Source organism: Arthrobacter sp. MA-N2 (assembly GCF_000517125.1).
GTDB classification, from domain to species: Bacteria; Actinomycetota; Actinomycetes; order Actinomycetales; family Micrococcaceae; genus Arthrobacter; species Arthrobacter methylotrophus.
Genome location: NZ_KI912155.1, coordinates 3,590,790 through 3,608,391, shown reverse-complemented (window position 1 = coordinate 3,608,391; position 17,602 = coordinate 3,590,790). Strand labels below are relative to the sequence as shown.

The following is a 17,602-nucleotide window of genomic DNA, read 5'->3' as shown; positions in this document are numbered from 1 at the left end:
TTGATTCGGGAGTCAGCGCTGCTGCCGGCCGCTGGAGTGTTGCCTGGAGCGAAGCAACCGCTGAGGCTTGCGGCCATCGCGGAGCTAAGGAATATGGCGGCAACTGCTTTTGGGCGTGGAATAGCCACGGATGGGTACCTGTCTTTCGTGGGTGTGAGTGGATGAGTCGGGGTGGAGTCTTGCGAGTGTGGCTCCGTGCGGGGGTTCACAGTCTTCACGGCTTGTCTTTGTCCAGCTCCTTGTCTCTGTGCAGCCGGGGGAGGGAGGCTACGAGCTCCCTGGTTTCCCGGGTCTGTGGCTTGGTGTACACCGCCGCGGTGGGTCCTTGTTCCACGATGCGTCCCCCCGAGAGGACCAACGTCCGGGAACACAGCCGGGCGACGGCCGCCAGATCATGGGAGACGAACAGGAGTCCAAGCCCGTCCCGATGTACCAGGCGTTCCATGAGGGCCAAGACCGTGTTCCTGAGGGGAAGATCGAGCCCGCTGACCGGTTCGTCCGCGAGAAGGATGTGCGGCGAGGGGACCAAGGCCCGGGCAATCGCCACGCGCTGGTTCTGCCCGCCGGACAGTTCTCGGGGCCGACGCGAAAGCAGGCCGGGATCGAGCTCGACCCGGTGCAGGGCGTTCAGGATCATCCCGTGGTGGTCTCCGCTGACGCGCAGCTGCCTCAGGGGTTCCAGGAGGAGGCGCTCCACGTTCATGCCCGGGTCAAGGGCTGCCGCCGGATTTTGTGGAATGTATTGCACCGCGCGGCGGTACCACCTCAAGGACGAGGCAGGACCGGGCAGAACCGGATTGTCATTGAACGTCACGGTTCCGGCATTCGGCTTCTCCACAGCAAGCAGGATCCTCAGGAGCGTCGATTTTCCGGCGCCCGATCCGCCCACCAGGCCGATGCTGTCTCCGCCGGAAATACTGAGGGAGACATCCTGCACTGCGGGCCAGGCTGCGCGTCGCTTGAGGAGCCCCCGTTGTGGGTAACTGAGGCCCAGATTGTCGGCGCACAATCGTGCGTTCATACAGTGGCTTCCCGGGGAAGGGAATCAAAACCGAGATGGGCAGCTTCCACGAGCTGCTTCGTGTAACGGTGGCTGGGCCGCTCCACCAACGACTCCATCGATCCTTCTTCGACGAGCCGGCCGGAAACCAAGACAAGGGCTCGATGGCAAAAAGCCGCAGCGACAGCGAGGTCATGCGTAATCACCAATACGCCTGCGGCAGTGGAATCCGCGGCAGTGGAATCCGCGGCAGTGGAATCCGCGGATGTGGAGTACAAGGACAACGCGTCGAGGACCTTGGCCTGGCTGACCATATCCAGCGCGGTGGTGGGTTCATCCGCCACCAAGACGGCGCTACGGCAAGCAAGCGCGAATGCGATGCAGACCCGTTGCAGCTGACCGCCGGACAATTCGCCGCTGAAGCTTTCCAGGGTCCGTTCGGCTTCCGCTATCCCCACCGACGAGATCAGCTCAAGTGCCCGTTGCCGTGCCATGGAAGCCGAAAGGCCGGCACGCCGTAGCGGGATCTCAAGCTGTTTGCCCAGACGAACCAACGGGTTAAGTGCCGACATCGGGTCCTGATGGATCGCGGCAATCCCGTCGCGCTTGGTTCCCGTGCTGGACAACGGCACGTCCATGCCGTTGATCTGCAACCGCCCGGAAGCGCTCATTGCGGCCGGAAGCTGTCCCAGCAGAGCAGCCGCGGTGAGGGACTTACCTGAACCCGAGGCTCCGAGGAGGGCCAATCTTTGACCTGGGTCAAGTGCGAAGCTGACGCCGTCAATCAGGGCGCGTCCCCGGAGGGACACCCTCAAGTCTTGAACCAGGAGTGCGGGGCGCATGGGAACCTTCGGATCGGCGTGAGAGCGTGAATTGGATAATGCTATCAATACTCATTCGCATTAATGCGCATTAGCGCCGCTTCACGCTGCCGCTGCCTCCGTCACGTTATTGCGGTGTGGAGAGCTGTGGCGTTTTCGGCCAGCCACGCTTGGCGGCGAAGAATCTTGTCTCCGATTCCTTCGTCCCACATCCTTTTCCAGCCTCCCCCCTTGGTGAGCGCCCTGCTCCGCATCAAATGCCAGGAGCGGTCCGCGGAGTTTCGGGCCACGTCAACTATCTTGGCGCGGTCAACTGGAGCCAGGCCATAGGCGTCGAGCAGCACGGCGCCCCTGAAGGCGGCGTCTACCTTGCGCATCACCGGCTCACGGTCGGCGACGGGCATCCATGCGCCCCACCAAAGGAGTAGGTTCGCGGCTTCTTCCGTACGAGTTGCGGGGCGCGCCAGATCGAAGTCGATCAGCGCGACAGCGGCACCGTCCCGGAAGACGACATTCTCCGGGGTGATGTCCATGTGGGCGAGCAAAGTTGCCGGCCCCGCAATCGAGGGCGGGCACCCCGGGGGATCGGCGCCGTCGCCAGCATGTGCCCAGTCCGGTACGCCAAGCGGCTGCACAGCGTCATCGTAAGCCCGCACCAAACGCGCCACGCTGACGGCGCTCGATTCGTCGGCGATCCAGCTTGGCCAAGGGCGGCCGGCGGTGTCACCGGGAACGAAGCTCAGGGTGTCCCTGCCGCTTTCGTCGATGCCCAGGAAGCGGGGCGCTCCCTGGAATCCGGCCGATTGGAGGAAATCCAGGACGCGGCGGACCCGCGGCGAAGAGTCGCTTACAGGGCGCCGCACTGTATCGCCCACCCGGACGAGCCCCTCCGTCACGTCCCCGCCAAGCAGCGGAACGGCAGGTTCCGGCTGGCCGCACCCGACATACGGACGGGCATCGCTAGTCATCTTCTGATGCTGCCACGGCTGTGCCGATGGTGCCAGCCGGGGCGGTCCGGGCAAGAGCACCCGCTCCAAGCGGTAATGTCAGCAGCAATGGAAGATCTGGGCGGCACCGTACTGACAGCGGCCGGAGCCTTTGCGGCGACAAACCTCGATGACCTCCTGGTCTTGTCCGTTCTTTTCTTGCCAGGCAGGACGCGGACGGTGCCAAGACTCTGGAGAATCCGGGTTGGCCAGTACATCGGCATCGGAATACTGACCGTGTGCTGTTCCAGCGCTGATGCGCGGCATGCAGGGTTCTCCCATTCGGAAGTGATAGGACTACGGATGGAATTCAACCGGCACGCAGGAGGATTGACAGGGTATGTTCCGAAGTTGGTTTGTGGTGGGCGCCCTGGTGCTGCTTTTCGGGGCGGCGGCTGTGCTGGGTGTCGTTGCCATGTTCCGGGCCAAAAGTGTGGCTGCCCGGGTGGACGCCGCCGCCGCCGGTCTATTGGCTGCGGTCATGGTGGCGGTAGGGCTCGGTTGGGCGCCGTACTCAGTAGTCCTGTTTGGGGCAGTGATCGGTGTCGTCTTCCTTTGGTTCGTTGTGAGAATCGTGTACCAAGGGACACGGCTGGGCCAGGCCGGGCGATGGCCGGCGATCTATGGCGCAGCGACGGCGGCCCTTTCGGGATGGGTGGTGCTGTCCGCGGCAAGGGGGACTGGATCGCCGTCGGATCACCCGGCGCACCAACTGGCCGTCATCCTTGCTGACATCTTGGGTGGGCTGCTCATGCTGTTCGCGGCCACGGGGTGGCTGCTGGGCACGTTTGCCATGCCGGCAGAGAGCAAATCGCACGCCGTTCCCCGCTTGAAGGGGGTCCGCGAGGCCCTGATGGCTGCCGGACTCGCGATTGCGTTCTATGCAATCTCCTAGGACGGACTGAGGATGAAGGCTTGTCTTACTGACCACCGGGAACGGCCCGGCGGGGGCTTTAGAATGGAGCCATGATCGATATTTCGGTCGAGAAGGTCGCGCTTCTCCTGATCATCGCGGTTTTAGTCCTTGGACCAACCAAGCTTCCCGAGTATGCGCGGAAGCTGGGGCGAATCATCCGCGAATTGCGGCGAATGGCCTCCGGCGCGCAGGAGAAGCTGCGCCAGGAGCTCGGCCCCGAATTCGAAGACATTGATTGGCGCAAGATGGATCCACGCCAATACGATCCGCGCCGGATCATCCGGGAAGCCCTCCTGGACGAGGAGCCCTTCCCGAAGCCTGTCACTCCCGTCCAAACGCCGCCGCCGGCGTCGCCTCCTGCCCGGCCGGCGGTGCGGTTGGCTGCCGGGCAGCAGGCCCCTTTCGACGACGAGTCCACTTGATCAGTCAGTCGAGGCGCGGTGTGCGCGGGGGAGCGGTACGACGCTCGCCTGTTGCCTCGAACGCCGCGGCTAGCGTCAGGAGCCGGGTGTCGTCATAGGCGCGTCCGGCGAACGTGAGTCCAACGGGCATGCCGATATCGGTCATCGTTCCCATTGGTACCGTGACGGTCGGGATGCCCAAGTGCCGCGGCACGAGGTTGCCGTTGGCCACCCAGACGCCGTTGCGCCAGCCCAGATCGGCCGAGGCTTCGTTGACGTCCATATCGGCAGGTCCGACGTCGGCGACGGCAGGGAAGACGACAGCGTCCAGCCCGAGGCGGTCCATCCATTGTTCGAGGTCCACTCGTCGGGTTTCTTCGAGCCCTCGGATGCCTTCTGCGAGATGCGGAATTTCGGTGACGGACGGGACGCGGTGCGCGCGGATGTGCCCCGGATAGTCGGCAATATCGTCGTCGAAACCGTCATAGCGATCCCGAAGCGCGCCTTCGGGGTGGGGGAAGATCCTTGAACCGTCGACGTCGGCCAGGCTGCTGAGTGCCGGATCCCCGTTTGCCGCGAGGAAGTCATCCCATGCCCAGGCCGAAAGGTCCACGATTTCCCGTTCGAGGTATTCCGGGCTCACCAGTCCGCGGGTGGCTATGGTGGGTGCGCCGGGACGGTCGCCTTCGTAGTTGGAGACGGCCGGGAAGTCCACCAACACCACCTCGGCCCCTGCCGCTTCAAGGTCCCGCCGCGCGGCCTCCCACAGTTCGATCACGGAGCCGCGTGTCTGGATACGCCGACCAGTGGGGCCGCCGATACCCGGGGCCGCGCTGGTCCCCGCATCGGGGTCTGCATTGACGTACATACGCGGCACCCCGAAGCGCTTGTCCTTCAAGGCCAAGCGGGCGCCGTCGTTGTCGGTAGGTGCCAGTGCGGAATAAGAGGCCGGACGGACCTCCGAGGCGGGCGGGATTTCAACCCATGGCTGCGTGCGCCAGAAATCGCCGCGGTTGTCTGCGTCGTCGGCGACGATCACATCCAGCAACTCCAAAAGGTCGGCCATGGACCGGGTATGGGGCACCACGACGTCCATGGTGGGCACGAGCGGCCAGTTGCCCCGCACCGAAATGACCCCACGCGAGGGCGTGTAGGCGCACAAAGCATTGTTCGACGCCGGTGCGCGGCCACTTGACCAGGTTTCCTCGCCGAGCCCGAACGCAGCGAAGCTTGACGCCGTCGCGGTTCCCGAGCCGTTGGAGGAACCGGAACCGAAGGCGGCGGTGAGGAAGTTCTCGTTGTACGGGCTCTCGGCGCGCCCATAGGCGCCGCGCTGCATGCCGCCGTTGGCCATGGGCGGCATGTTGGTCAAGCCGATGAGCACGGCGCCCGCTGCGCGGAGGCGTTCGATGGTGAAGGCATCGCGTTGCGCGACGAGGTGTTCGAAGGCGGGGGAGCCGGCGGCGGCCGTGAGCCCTTTGGCCAGGTAGCTGTCCTTGGCGGTGTACGGAATGCCGTCAAGGGGTCCGAGGGTGGCGCCGCTTGCCCGGCGTTCGTCCGAGGCCCGGGCATCTGCGAGTGCCTCAGGGTTCATCACTACTACCGAGTTCAGCGTGATGCCGTTGCGGTCGTAGGCTTCGATGCGGTCCAGGTAGGCCCGCGTGAGCTCCTCGCTGCTCGTCTGGCCTGCTTCGAGCGCGACGCGCAGTTGTGCAATCGAGGCCTCGACGACGTCGAAGCGGCTCATCGTGCCACCTGGCCGTTGAGTTTGGGCTGCTGCTGGGTGATGCAGTGGATTCCTCCGCCACGGGCAAGGATTGGCCGGGCGTCCACGGTGACGATGCGCCTGCCCGGGTAGGCCTCCGCCAGGATCTCTGCTGCCAGCGCATCGGCCCGCTCTTCGCCATAGCCGCAGGCGATCACGCCGCCATTGACCACGAGGTGGTTGACGTAGCTCCAATCGAGGAATCCTTCTTCGTCCCGCAGGGACTCAGGGGCAGGAAGCAGGGTGATTTCGAATGGCTTGCCCGACGCGTCCTCCTGGGTTTCGAAGAACCTTTGCAGGGTGCGGCTGACCTCGAAATCTGGATGCTCCGGGTTGCTCTGTGAGTGCAGCAGGATCCGGCCGGGGGAGGGCAGGGCGGCCACCATGTCGATGTGGCCGCGGGTGCCGAAATCCTCGTAGTCGCGGGTGAGCCCGCGCGGTACCCACACGGTGTGGGTGGTGCCCAGAGCGCGGGCCAGTTCTGCTTCGACGCGTGCCTTGTCCGCGAAGGGGTTTCGGCGCGGATCCAGCTGGACGGTTTCGGTGACGAGTACGGTGCCTTCGCCATCGACATGGATGGCTCCGCCTTCGTTGACCAACAGCGAGTCGATCAGTTGGGCACCGGCCCTTTCCGCGACAAAGCGGGCCATGCCGGCGCTCTTCTCCCATTCGGACCAGGCGGGGGCGCCCCAACCGTTGAAGATCCAGTCCACTGCGCCGAGCACGCCGTGACGTTCATCGTCGACGACGAAGGTGGGCCCGACGTCGCGCATCCAGAATTCGTCGAGCGATGCCTCCAGCTGTTCGATTCCGGCGCCGAGCATATGGCGGGCCCGGTCGCGTTCGCTAGGGTCCACCACCATGGTGACGGGTTCGAATTCGGCGACGGCGTGGGCGACGGCGGTCCAGGTTGCGTAGGCTTCTTCCGCCGAGGCGGCGTCGTCCCCAAGGGTCAGGCCCGTGCGGGGGAACGCCATCCAGGTGCGCTCGTGTGGTGCTGTTTCGGCTGGCATTCTCCAGGCCATGGAAGTCTCCTCCGTGTTTTGAGGCGGTAGCCGCAAAGGCCCTGGGCGTCCTTGCCCAGGCATGCAGGGAAAGTATCTGTGAGTACTTATTGATCAGATGATCAATAAACTGGAAAGCTACTTTAGACTGGGGTGTGATGTCAAGCACCTTACAGAAGCGCGCTGCGCGGAAGACGCCGTCGGAACGTGCGGCCGAAATCACCGAGGCCGCCAAGGAAATAGCCCTTGAGCAGGGGCTTTCCGCCATCACGCTGCGCAACGTGGCAGCGCGGGTGGGAGTAGCCTCGGGCCTCGTTGCGCATTACCAGCCCAATGTGGAGGCCCTGGTGGCGGGTATCTTCACGAGCATCGTCGCCGCGGAAACCGAGGAGGTTTCGGGCCTGCTGGATCGGCTGCCGACGCCCTTGGAGCGGCTTGGTGCCCTCTTGGAGACCCTCTTGGATGACAGTCGTCTCGACGTCACGGCTATCTGGGTGGAGGCATGGACGCTGGGCCGCCGGAACGAGGCGCTCGCAGCCTGCGTCCGGGAACAGATGGACGCGTGGCAGGCTGTCGTGGAGCGCGTCGTCGAAGCCGGTATCGCGGCAGGCGAGTTTGAGAGCTACGACGCTCCATCCGTCGCGTGGCAGATCCTCGGCATGGTGGATGGACTGAATGCCCAGGCCCTGGTGCGCTGGGACGGTGTCAGCGGCCGCGGTACGCACCTGGCCCGCGCAGTGGAAGGCATGGTGGGCGCAGTCCGCGGTTCCCTGGTACCGGGCAGTCGCCCGCAGTCCTGAACGGGGAGCCGGGAACCATTCGTGCTGGACCGAACGTTATAGCTCTAAACCCGCCAGCCGTCCACCCCGCTCCGATAACTGAGCGGCCTTCTTGCCGATAAGATTTGGGCACTTCAATAGTGACGAAACCGCAACGGTGGCCGGTCTGGCAGATCCTGGGATGAATGGGGGACCCAATGGATGAGGTAGCGCTCTTTGAGGCGTCCGTCAGTCGGGAGCTCGTTCATAAGCGCTCGGTTTCGGAAGTCTTCTTGACTGATTTTGTTCAATCAAGTTCGCGACGATTCGTTGCGGGGGCACAATGGCCCCGGTGGCATGTTTTCTATGGATCGCACGATGGTTCACCGGATTCGGCGCTCATGGCTGAGACATTGAGACAGGCGGTCATCTTTCTGTCACATCTGTGCGGAGTGCCTTTGACGCACAAGTTCCTCATGCCGCACATGAGCATCTCCGTGGAGGCCGCAACGCTCGATCCCATGGTGCCCGCGCATGTTGCGGTTGAGCTTGACGTCAAGGATATGAAACTCAGTGCCGGTCAACTATCGGCCCTGACGGTGGTTGCGCGGTTCCTTGTTGACGGGGGCGCCATAGGAGAGGGAGTCGCGGCCGCCCGCATTGTGAATCCGTCGACATACGAGCGATTTCGTGGCGTGGTCCCCACGGGCGCGACCGCAACCCGCGACGACCTGCTGGCGTGTGCCGACGTCGGACATTCCACCCAGCGGAACGTGATGCTGGGGCAAAGCCGGCGTCCGCTCGTCTGGCCGTTGCGGGTCGATCCAAGCCACCCCATTTTCTTTGACCATCCCCTTGACCACGTCCCGGGAATGCTCCTGGTTGAGGCCGCACGGCAGGCTGTCCGCGCCGCATACTCCCGGCCCGATGCGGATTTTGCCCTGTTTGACGCCGAATTCATGAAGTTGGTCGAGTTCAGCTATCCCGTGGATGTCTCGGTGACCCAGATTGAGCCCAAAATCGCGCCAAGTATGATCAGGGTCCGGTTGGTGCACCAGGACGAGCCTCTGATGTCCTTGGTGGCCCGGGTCAGGGACCCGCGATAGTTCAGGGAGTTCCTGAATCCTGCGGCCGAACCGGCGCGATGGCGGGCATCATGAAACGCCACATGTCGTCAATCCTTTTGAGGACATCGCGTCGTTCAGTCAGTACGTTGGAAACCATCTGGACTCCCGTGAAGGACGCAACCAGGTACCGTGCGAAGTCCGCGGCCACGACGTCTGGACGCACGTCACCCTCCAGTTGGGCTTGGCGCGTCAGCATCTCCATGGTGGCGACCCAATCGGAGTACGGACCTTTGACGTCCGCATTGAATGCCGAGGCCTCAAACGTCAGCCGGATTCCAGCCCGCACAATCGGTTCATCGAGCAATTGTTGCCCGAAAGTGCGGCACATAGCGATCATGGTCTGCAATGCCGGAAGCCCCGCGGCGGCGATCTTCTCTCCCGCAACGCGCACAATATTGTGCTGTTCGGCGATGACTGCGAGCGCCAGGTTTTCTTTCGACTTGAAATGGAAGTAAAGGGCGCCTTTGGTGACCGAGGCGCGCTCAGTGACGTCACTGAGGCTCGCATTCCCGTAGCCGACCTCTTCAAAGATCGACGCTGCTCCCTCAATCACTGCAGCTCGGGTGGCTTTGGCACGTTGTTGCATGATCAGCGCGGTGACCTCTCCGGTTTCTACGTCCGGGATACTTGGGTACATGAATCTGACGGACTCGGAAGATCGGTGAGGGCAATGCCAACGGTTGTTGACCGCCCACCCCGGATTCTCGTCCTGGGTTCGTCAGGCTTTATTGGAAGTCGGGTTGTAGCCTCACTTTCCGGATCCGGAGGGGCGCACGTTGTTGCACTCTCACGAAGCCCGGTGGCAAGGCGACGAAACAATAACGTTATCATTGCGGCCGCCGATATTTCCGTCCCGGGGAGCCTGATCCCTTTCCTGGCCAATATGGATGTTGTTGTCCACGCCGCATCCTATGTAGGTTCCGACCGCGGGCTCGCCCGGGAGGTCAATGAGAGGGGCACCGGAAACCTCATTGAGCAGTGCCAGCAGGCCGGTGTCCGTCGAGTGATCTATGTCAGTACATGCAGTGTTTACGGTACCGGCCCCCACCGTGGTCTCCGCGAATCGGAGGCCGACTATCACCCTGCTTCCGTGACCAGTGCCAGCCGCGCCGTGGCCGAACGCATGATTCTCGGCTACGGCGGTGAAGTTGTTCGTCCAAACCTCGTCTTCGGGGCCGGAGATCGCTGGTTCGTTCCGGGCTTGCTGAGGATCATCAAGGTCGCGGGCGGGTGGCCCGGTGACGGCTCGGCGTTGCTCTCGATCATTAGTGCGGAGGCGTTGGGAAGGCTGGTTTCCGGGCTTGCCCTGGCGCCTCGGCAATCCGGACAAGCGTTCCACGCCGCTTATCCGGAGCCCGTTCCGGTGTCCACCCTCCTGCAAAGTGTGGCTGAGGCATTCGGTATGGAATCCCCGAGGCTCCTGGGGGACGACGAACGTGCCAGCGAGGCTTTGCGAACTGCCGGATTCAGCAGGCATCAGCTTGCCCTGGTGACGAAGGATCACTGGTATTCCTCTCAAGGTCTTTGGCGGACCGCGGGGCACGAACAAGAGACTTTCGGCGGGGCACTTGCAGATTTTTGTGCTTCCTATCGAGCCTCCCCGCGACAGGGTCGATCATAAACCGGTTGAATGGTTTGTTTTATGGCCATTAAACCCCTAGACTCAGTTCAATGGCTCGTTGAGTAGTGCTGTGCTGTGTAGTGCTGTGTAGTGCAGAAACGAGTTGAAGGGCAGTAATGGGGGGAGGTGCGGTCGAGCAATCGACCGCACCTTTGCTGTCTCCGGAGTCAAGAGTGATCGATTTCCTATCTCACATCGTTGTGGTTTAGTATTGACGAGTTGCTCCGACGGGGATGGAAGTTCCCGGCAAGCAAAGTTTGGGGCTGTGGCGCAGCTGGTAGCGCACCTGCATGGCATGCAGGGGGTCAGGGGTTCGAGTCCCCTCAGCTCCACTTTGGAGGCATTGCCTGAAACGTGAATCTGGTTCACGTTTCAGGCAAGGCCTTATTTATTCGCCGGGCGCTCGTGTGGCCAGTGGCGGGGTTACGGTCCCTGCGGCCCGAACCAGTCAGGGCATAAGCCCGCTTCCGGGGTCACTGGCGCCCTGCGCTGATTCGCGCTCTACTAGCTCCATGGAACCGTATGTCGATCCATTCGCGCCCGAAACGTCCTCTTCCCCAAGTGGCACGGGCGAGTTTCGTGGGGCTTCGGACCCGCGGGCAACCGCTCAGAGGATGCTTCGTGACCTGCGGGCGAGCCGTACGGGGTTGTCGGAGCGGGAAGCGGCACGGCGCCTGGTGGCATACGGGCCGAACGAGCTCACCCGACATGGAGGGCGGCAGTGGCCGCGCCAGATCGTGCGGCAATTGGCACACCCGCTCGCGCTGCTGCTCTGGCTTGCGGCGCTCCTGAGCTATTTCAGCGGATCAGCCGCTTTGGCAGCGGCAATCATCGCCGTCATCCTTCTTAACGCCGGGTTCGCCTTCCTCCAGGAACGCCACGCGGAACGGGCTGTCGAAGCCCTGTCCGCTTACCTTCCCCCGCAGGCCCGTGTCCTGCGGGATGGCGGGGAGAGGCAAATCCCGGCCGGACTGCTTGTCCCCGGCGATGTGCTGGTGGTGCGCGAAGGCGATCGTGTCAGCGCCGATGCCCGGCTCCTCGAGGGTTCGGTGGAAATGGACCTCTCCACCCTGACCGGGGAATCCCTCCCTGTTCCCCGGAGCGCAGAGGACCGGCCGCCGGAGGGTCCGCTGCTTCAGGCCACGGACATGGTCTTCAGCGGCACCAGCTGCACCGGCGGGGAAGCCCTCGCCGTGGTTTTCGCCACTGGAATGCACACCGAACTCGGCCGGATTGCCGCGCTCTCCGAACGCGTCGGCCACGACCAAAGCCCTCTTGAAAAGCAGGTCACCAGGGTGGCGCGGATCATAGCCGTCGTCGCCGTCGGGATGGGCATCGCGTTCATCCCGGTGGGCACCCTTCTCGGCGGTCTTTCGCTGAGCGACACCTTGAACTTCGCGATTGGGCTCCTTGTCGCCAATGTCCCCGAAGGCCTGCTTCCCACCATCACCCTTGCCTTGGCCGTAGGCGTACGCGTCCTGGCGCGTCGGGGAGCCTTGGTGAAACGGATCTCCGCGGTCGAAACCCTGGGCTCTACCAGCGTCATCTGTACGGACAAGACCGGTACCTTGACCATGAACCTGATGCGCGTCACCACCATCTGGACTTCAGGCGGTTACCTCGGCCTGGATACGCCACCACCTCCGATAATGCCCGGCTCCCCGCCGTGGAGGTTGGCCGCGGCCTCGGCGGCATGCAATAACGCCGGTATCGACGGCGAAGGCAATGAACGCGGCGACCCCACCGAACTGGCCCTGCTGCACGCTGCCAACGCCCTCAGGGTGGGCGCGGACCCGCACACCGTGGAACGGTTGACCCAGTTCCATTTCGACCCCGCGCTGCGGCGCATGTCCACTATCGATCGCACCCCCGACGGTATCCGCGTGCATTGCAAGGGCGCCCCCGAGGAGCTGCTGCCCCTGTGCACCGGGATCGCAACAGCCGGGGGCACGCGGCCACTGACCAGGGTGGAGCGCGACGCCGCGGCTTCGATCGTGGACAGCTGGGCCGGTCAGGGCCTGAGGATCCTGGCAATTGCAGAACGGGACCTCACCCCTCAAGAGGACACTGCGCTGCTCCGGGAGAAAGCCGAACAAGGCCTGACTCTCCTGGGACTCGTTGCCATGTTCGACCCGCCGCGCCCCGAAGTCCCTGACGCCGTCGCGCGGTGCCACACCGCAGGAATCCGGCTCATCATCGTCACCGGCGACCACGGACTCACCGCCCGCGGCATCGCCTCCCGGGTCGGTATCGGAGACGGAGGCACACGCATCATCACTGGCGCGGAGCTGGACCTGATGCCCGAAAAGGCCCTCGACGACCTTCTCAACAACGGCGAAGAATTGATCTTCGCCCGCAGTTCGCCCGAAGCCAAACTGCGCATTGCCGATGCCCTGCGCGATCTGGGAAAGGTCGTCGCCATGACCGGTGATGGCGTCAACGACGCCCCTGCCCTCCGACGGGCCGATATCGGCGTGGCCATGGGAAGATCCGGAACCGACGTCGCCCGCGAAGCCGCCACCATGATCCTCACTGACGACAATTTCGCCTCCATAGTCAGCGCCGTCCAGGCCGGACGACAGGTCTACGACAACGTCCGCAAATTCATCGTCTACATCTTCGCCCACGCCACCCCCGAGGTCATCCCATTCTTGATCTACGCAGCTTCCGGCGCCAACATCCCCCTTCCCCTCACCGTCATGCAGATCCTCGCGATCGACCTGGGCACCGAAACCCTCCCGGCCCTTGCGCTCGGACGCGAACGCGAAGAACCCGGAACCATGACCCGGCCACCCCGTCAACGGGGACAAAACGTCATCGACGGACCCATGCTTGCCCGGGCCTGGGGCCTGCTGGGCGGTGTATCAGCGGTGCTCGTGACGGCGGCGTTCTTCACCACATTGCTCATGGGCGGCTGGTACTACGGCGCAGACACCCGCACAGGCCCCCTTCACCTGGTCGGGATGCAGGCCACCACCATTAGCTTCCTGGGGATTGTCGCCTGTCAGATAGGCACTGCCATGGCCGCCCGGACCCAGACTGCATCGCTGGCTCAAATCGGGCTTTTCAGTAATCGCCTGTTGCTTTGGGGCATCGCTTTCGAAATCGCCTTCACCGCCGCAGTGGTCGCTCTGCCACCACTCCAGGGAATTTTCGGTACCCGTCCACCGGAGCCATGGCAGATCCTGGCCCTGGTCCCCTTCCCCTTCATCGTGTGGGGGACGGACGAACTGTGGCGATATAGGCGGCGATGGAAGACACAACAGCAACGATCGGACCCGGGCTGACCCGTATCTCCGATAGCCGGTATGCCGGGTTGAACCATCGCGACATCCGGTCGCCTTCTATCCTTGGCCTGCTGCTGCTGCTGCCGGCGACGAGTTCAGGCGGCCGTGGTGCCTGGTTCGCCCAGCACGAATTTCCGCACGCTCCCCGCGCCCAAAAGGACCTCGTCGGAACCGACCCGTATGCAGACCGCTGCTGAGTCTCCGGGTGCTGCTGAAACAGTCAAGGTGGCGTGGTCCAGGCTGACCTCGAGCAATTGGTCCCGGTACCGGACACGGAAGGACACTGCGCGTATCCCTTTGGGCATCTTCGGGGAGAAAAGGAGTGCATCCTTGGTGATTCTCAGTCCGGCGAAGCTGCGCTGGATCACATCGATCGTCCCTGCCATGGCGCCAAGGTGAATACCCGTGTGCGTGGTGCCTCCCTGCGTGTCGTCAAGGTCGGCAGTGAGCGCTTCTCTGAAGGTGTTCCAGGCCCGGTCCGGGTCCATTGCCGCCAGCACCGAGGCATGGGCCACACGGCTGAGGGTGGAGCCATGCGCCGTGCGCGCGAGGTAGTACTCAACTGTCGCAGCGAGTTGCTCTGCGCTCACTGTGTAACCCAGCCGGGCCAGGAAAAGCACCAACTCCTGCTCCCCCAGCACGTACAGGAGCATCAGCACGTCAGCCTGTTTGGCCAGCCGGTACCGGTTAGTGCTGTCGCCCTCGGCTTCCAGGATCAGGTCGAGGCGTTCAATGTTCTTGTATTTGCCCCGGTAGTGTTCCCAGTCGAGTTCCTCCAAGTCTTCATAGCCATCGAACTGGCTAATGATGATGTCTCCGCTAAAGAACGGTACGAACATCCGTTTGCTGACGTGCAGCCAGTCTTCCATCTCGGCCGGATCTATTGACAGGCGTCCGCGAAGATCTTCCAGGTCGTAGCCGTGAAGCATCGTCATGATCTCGTGGGCCTGTTCGCAAACCCATGCGGCCATGACGTTCGTGTACGCATTGTCGTTTAATCCCCCGCCGGGATTGTCCGGGTAGCCTGTGTGGTATTCGTCAGGGCCCATGACTCCGCGAAGATGGAAGCGGTCCTCTGCGTCGTCGTATTCGGACATGGAGGCGACCAGCCGCGCTACCTCCACCACGAGTTCGGCGCCATGATGCAGGAGCCACCCCCGGTCTTGCGTGGCCAGAAAATACTGCCATGCGTTGAAGGCCACGGCCATGCCGGCATGCCGTTGAAGATGGGAATAGTCTGGTACCCATCTGCCGGATCGCCGGTTGAAAAGCCAACGGGGAGTCTCGTCCCTGCCGTCGCTGCCGCTCTGCCAGGGGAACAGCGCCCCCTGGAACCCCGCTGCAGCGGCTGCATCCCTTGCCGCGGGCAGCCGGCGCCAGCGGTAGTCGATGAGGGAGCGGGCAACAGAGGGCATACGGGAAGTGAGAAGGGGCAGGACGAAGAGCTCATCCCAGAAGATGTGGCCCCGGTACCCTTCTCCATGCAGCCCGCGGGCCGGCACACCGGCGTCCAGTTGAGTGGTGTGCGGGCTAAGGGTCTGCAAAACGTGGAAGACATGAAGATTCAGGATCAGCTGGACCTGAGGGCTCCCGTCAATGCATATAACGAACAAATGCAGCAATCTTCCCCAAGCAGCCTCATGCTCGGCGAGCATGAGGTCAAAGCGGTGCCCGGCGGTACTGAGCACCAACCTCGCCCCGGATGCGGGTGAGGAGATAGCGCCGTCGCGGGAGGTCACGATTGCTGCCGTCTTGGACACAACGAGGGGCGTGGCATCGCTCAGCGGGACCTCGAAGGAGCGGTAATACAATCCGGCTTCCTCCCCGGGTGCGCCATTGCTTTCCAATCCTGAAACCCGGGTCTGAAGCGCTGTCGCGATCCTGATATGACTTTGGCTGGTCTCAACTTCTATCACCGGGATCGGCTCTGCTGGTCCGGACACGTTGAGGACCGCTAGATGACGGTGGGAAAGGAGAGCGTCCTCCGGGACATTTTCGTTGGTCACGCCGGTGTCCACTCCGCTGCGGATACTGACGGACGCGCTCCAGCCCCTGGCCGTAAGAGTTGTCTCCAGTGCCATCAGATGAGGGTGGGCCATCGATACGAACCGGCGCTGAACCAGTTCCAACCGCCGCCCGTCATCCGCCTCCAGCACGACTTCCCGCTGCAAGGTAGCCCGACGAAGGTCGAGCACACGCCTCTCACGACGGATCTTCAAGCCGCCTCCGGACCACCAGTCCGTCCCATCCAGCCGGACGTCCAGGATCAGCCAGTTGGGAACATTGACCATATGTTCGTCTTCAATCGACTGGCCTTGCACGGTACTGACCAATCTGTTGTAGACACCGGCAAGGTAAGTGCCTGGATACCGGACCTCGCTCATCCTGCTCTCCGGAGCCGCACCGCGCACTGCCAAGTACCCGTTACCGAGCGTGGTCAGTGCTTCCCGGTGGCCTTCGTGGGCTGGATCGTACCCCTCATAGACAAGGCGCCATGGGTCGGTGAGAACGCGGCCCAGATCCAGCTGGCCAACGTCGGTCAGTACGACGTCGGCACCGGCCGCCTCGAGCTCGGACCTCCTGACATCCGCCCTGTCGATCCCGACGACAAGCCCAAAGCCCCCACTGTGGGCCGCTTCAACCCCGGCCACGGCATCTTCAATCACGACGGCGCGGGCGGGCGGGACTCCCAAACGATGCGCGACCTCAAGGAACAAGGCCGGGTCAGGTTTGCCTGCCAGCCCCAACTCGCCGGCCACGGCACCATCAATGACCAGGTCGAAAGCATTCGACAGCCCGGCGGCGGCCAGGACAGCGGAGGTGTTCCGGCTTGACGTTGCCAGGACCACGGGAATCCGCCCTGACCGCAGCCGTTCAAGAAGCGCCACTGTCCCGGGGAAGGGTGCCGCCCCTTCGCGTCCAAGCCGCTTCCTGAACAGCTGGTTCTTCCGTTCGGCCAGGCCGTGGACCGACCATTCGCCGGCAGGATCCAAGGCATCACTCGCAGGCAGTTCGATGCCACGGGAACCGAGGAAGGCCCTTACACCGTCCTCCCGTGGTCTGCCGTCTACGTACTTCAGGTAGTCACTGCTGCTGAAGGGGTCCCTCCGCGCCGTCGGCGGCACACGGCGGTCCTTCAACACCTCGTCGAAGAGGTCCCTCCACGCTGCCTCATGCACCGAAGCCGTGTCCGTGACCACGCCATCCAGGTCAAAGATCACAACGTCAAAAGGTGACAAAGCGGCCGCGGCCGTAAGTGACTCCGTCATGACACATCCCTACCAGCTATCAGTCCGGGCGGCCAGTGACGATGGTCCCGGTGACCGATTTCCGGCACGTCAGGATGACCTGCAGGTTCTGTGTTCAGGGATTAGGTTCGGCGGTGCGCGCCCGAAGAGGGCGCAGACCGCTACTCGGTCTTGACGCCATATTCCGCTGCGCTGACGAACTCGATGGCCGAGTAGGTCTCCTCGCCCACCACCCAAGCATTGTGTCCCGGTGGAATGGTGTATGAATCTCCTGCGGAGATGCTGATCTTCTTGCCATCGGTAGTCTCGACTTCCAGTGCACCGGCAACGCAGTACCCTACGTGGTTGAGCTGGCAGGAATCGGTGTGTACCACGGGCTTGATGCAATCCGCCCACGTCCAGCCCGGCTCGAAGCTGAAGCGGCCAATGGTGTAGTCACCGACAGTGACGACTTCCACCAAGGTTTTGTCCGGACGGCGGGTTTCATCGGGGGAATTGTGTGACTTTACTTCAAGCTGCGTGACGACGTTTACGGTCATGATCTGCTCACAAGGGGGAGTGGGAGCCTGGTCTTCGGGGTCCGCAACGTGGCTCGCCCTTCGCGGCGGACCCTGGGGTGTCTGGGCTGCTCGCGGCGCGTGCCGTGGCCTTGAGCAGCGGGCAGACGG

The 17,602-nt window shown here is 63.4% G+C and carries 14 protein-coding genes and 1 tRNA gene; 7 read left to right on the top strand and 8 right to left on the bottom strand.

Annotation, left to right across the window (positions count from 1 at the left end; genetic code table 11):
• Nucleotides 1-214: 214 nt before the first annotated feature.
• From A3M3_RS25770 to A3M3_RS25760, 3 genes are all read right to left on the bottom strand, one after another.
• Nucleotides 215-1,021, bottom strand: a complete 807-nt coding sequence (locus tag A3M3_RS25770) for an ABC transporter ATP-binding protein (RefSeq protein WP_081736859.1) — start codon at nucleotides 1,019-1,021, stop codon at nucleotides 215-217.
• The gene (locus tag A3M3_RS25765) at nucleotides 1,018-1,842 is read right to left on the bottom strand and encodes an ATP-binding cassette domain-containing protein (protein ID WP_035741999.1); all 825 of its coding nucleotides are present in this window, start codon (nucleotides 1,840-1,842) and stop codon (nucleotides 1,018-1,020) included. The genes A3M3_RS25770 and A3M3_RS25765 overlap by 4 nt, the downstream gene beginning before the upstream one ends.
• Before the next feature lie 101 nt (nucleotides 1,843-1,943).
• Nucleotides 1,944-2,789, bottom strand: coding sequence for a phosphotransferase (locus A3M3_RS25760; protein WP_155854415.1), 846 nt, complete (start codon nucleotides 2,787-2,789; stop codon nucleotides 1,944-1,946).
• A gap of 358 nt (nucleotides 2,790-3,147) precedes the next feature.
• Here A3M3_RS25760 and A3M3_RS0117600 point away from each other — a divergent pair, with 358 nt between their 5' ends.
• On the top strand, nucleotides 3,148-3,702 hold the full coding sequence (locus A3M3_RS0117600) for a hypothetical protein (protein WP_028267437.1): 555 nt from the start codon (nucleotides 3,148-3,150) through the stop codon (nucleotides 3,700-3,702).
• Between the two features lie 71 nt (nucleotides 3,703-3,773).
• On the top strand, nucleotides 3,774-4,145 hold the full coding sequence (locus tag A3M3_RS0117595) for a sec-independent translocase (protein ID WP_028267436.1): 372 nt from the start codon (nucleotides 3,774-3,776) through the stop codon (nucleotides 4,143-4,145).
• A 4-nt stretch (nucleotides 4,146-4,149) separates the two neighbouring features.
• Here the strand turns inward: A3M3_RS0117595 and A3M3_RS0117590 are convergent, their stop codons facing one another.
• Nucleotides 4,150-5,871 (bottom strand): amidase, encoded by a 1,722-nt coding sequence (locus A3M3_RS0117590; RefSeq protein ID WP_028267435.1) that lies wholly within the window; start codon nucleotides 5,869-5,871, stop codon nucleotides 4,150-4,152.
• The gene (locus A3M3_RS0117585; protein WP_028267434.1) at nucleotides 5,868-6,914 is read right to left on the bottom strand and encodes an agmatine deiminase family protein; all 1,047 of its coding nucleotides are present in this window, start codon (nucleotides 6,912-6,914) and stop codon (nucleotides 5,868-5,870) included. Before A3M3_RS0117585 ends, A3M3_RS0117590 begins: the two co-directional genes overlap by 4 nt.
• Before the next feature lie 137 nt (nucleotides 6,915-7,051).
• On the opposite strand from A3M3_RS0117585, the gene A3M3_RS0117580 reads away from it, so the two are divergent.
• Together A3M3_RS0117580 and A3M3_RS25755 are read left to right on the top strand one after the other, a co-directional pair.
• A complete protein-coding gene (locus A3M3_RS0117580; RefSeq protein WP_028267433.1) occupies nucleotides 7,052-7,693 on the top strand; it encodes a TetR/AcrR family transcriptional regulator in 642 nt (213 codons plus the stop codon).
• 164 nt (nucleotides 7,694-7,857) lie between these two features.
• Nucleotides 7,858-8,757 carry a ScbA/BarX family gamma-butyrolactone biosynthesis protein gene (locus A3M3_RS25755; RefSeq protein ID WP_081736858.1) on the top strand — a complete coding sequence of 300 codons (900 nt, stop codon included), beginning with the start codon at nucleotides 7,858-7,860 and terminating at the stop codon, nucleotides 8,755-8,757.
• A gap of 1 nt (nucleotide 8,758) precedes the next feature.
• Here A3M3_RS25755 and A3M3_RS25750 read toward each other — a convergent pair whose 3' ends face one another.
• Nucleotides 8,759-9,415, bottom strand: coding sequence for a ScbR family autoregulator-binding transcription factor (locus tag A3M3_RS25750; RefSeq protein ID WP_231497298.1), 657 nt, complete (start codon nucleotides 9,413-9,415; stop codon nucleotides 8,759-8,761).
• Nucleotides 9,416-9,448: 33 nt separating this feature from the next.
• Here A3M3_RS25750 and A3M3_RS25745 point away from each other — a divergent pair, with 33 nt between their 5' ends.
• From A3M3_RS25745 to A3M3_RS25740, 3 genes are all read left to right on the top strand, one after another.
• Complete coding sequence (locus A3M3_RS25745; protein WP_081736857.1) at nucleotides 9,449-10,399, top strand: NAD-dependent epimerase/dehydratase family protein; 951 nt, start codon at nucleotides 9,449-9,451, stop codon at nucleotides 10,397-10,399.
• A 259-nt stretch (nucleotides 10,400-10,658) separates the two neighbouring features.
• Nucleotides 10,659-10,731 (top strand) — tRNA-Ala (locus A3M3_RS0117560).
• 282 nt (nucleotides 10,732-11,013) lie between these two features.
• Nucleotides 11,014-13,686, top strand: a complete 2,673-nt coding sequence (locus A3M3_RS25740) for a cation-translocating P-type ATPase (protein WP_051423252.1) — start codon at nucleotides 11,014-11,016, stop codon at nucleotides 13,684-13,686.
• A 95-nt stretch (nucleotides 13,687-13,781) separates the two neighbouring features.
• Here A3M3_RS25740 and A3M3_RS0117550 read toward each other — a convergent pair whose 3' ends face one another.
• Both A3M3_RS0117550 and A3M3_RS0117545 read right to left on the bottom strand, forming a co-directional pair.
• On the bottom strand, nucleotides 13,782-16,955 hold the full coding sequence (locus A3M3_RS0117550) for a beta-phosphoglucomutase family hydrolase (protein WP_028267432.1): 3,174 nt from the start codon (nucleotides 16,953-16,955) through the stop codon (nucleotides 13,782-13,784).
• 140 nt (nucleotides 16,956-17,095) lie between these two features.
• Nucleotides 17,096-17,473 carry a cupin domain-containing protein gene (locus A3M3_RS0117545; protein ID WP_028267431.1) on the bottom strand — a complete coding sequence of 126 codons (378 nt, stop codon included), beginning with the start codon at nucleotides 17,471-17,473 and terminating at the stop codon, nucleotides 17,096-17,098.
• Nucleotides 17,474-17,602 lie beyond the last annotated feature (129 nt).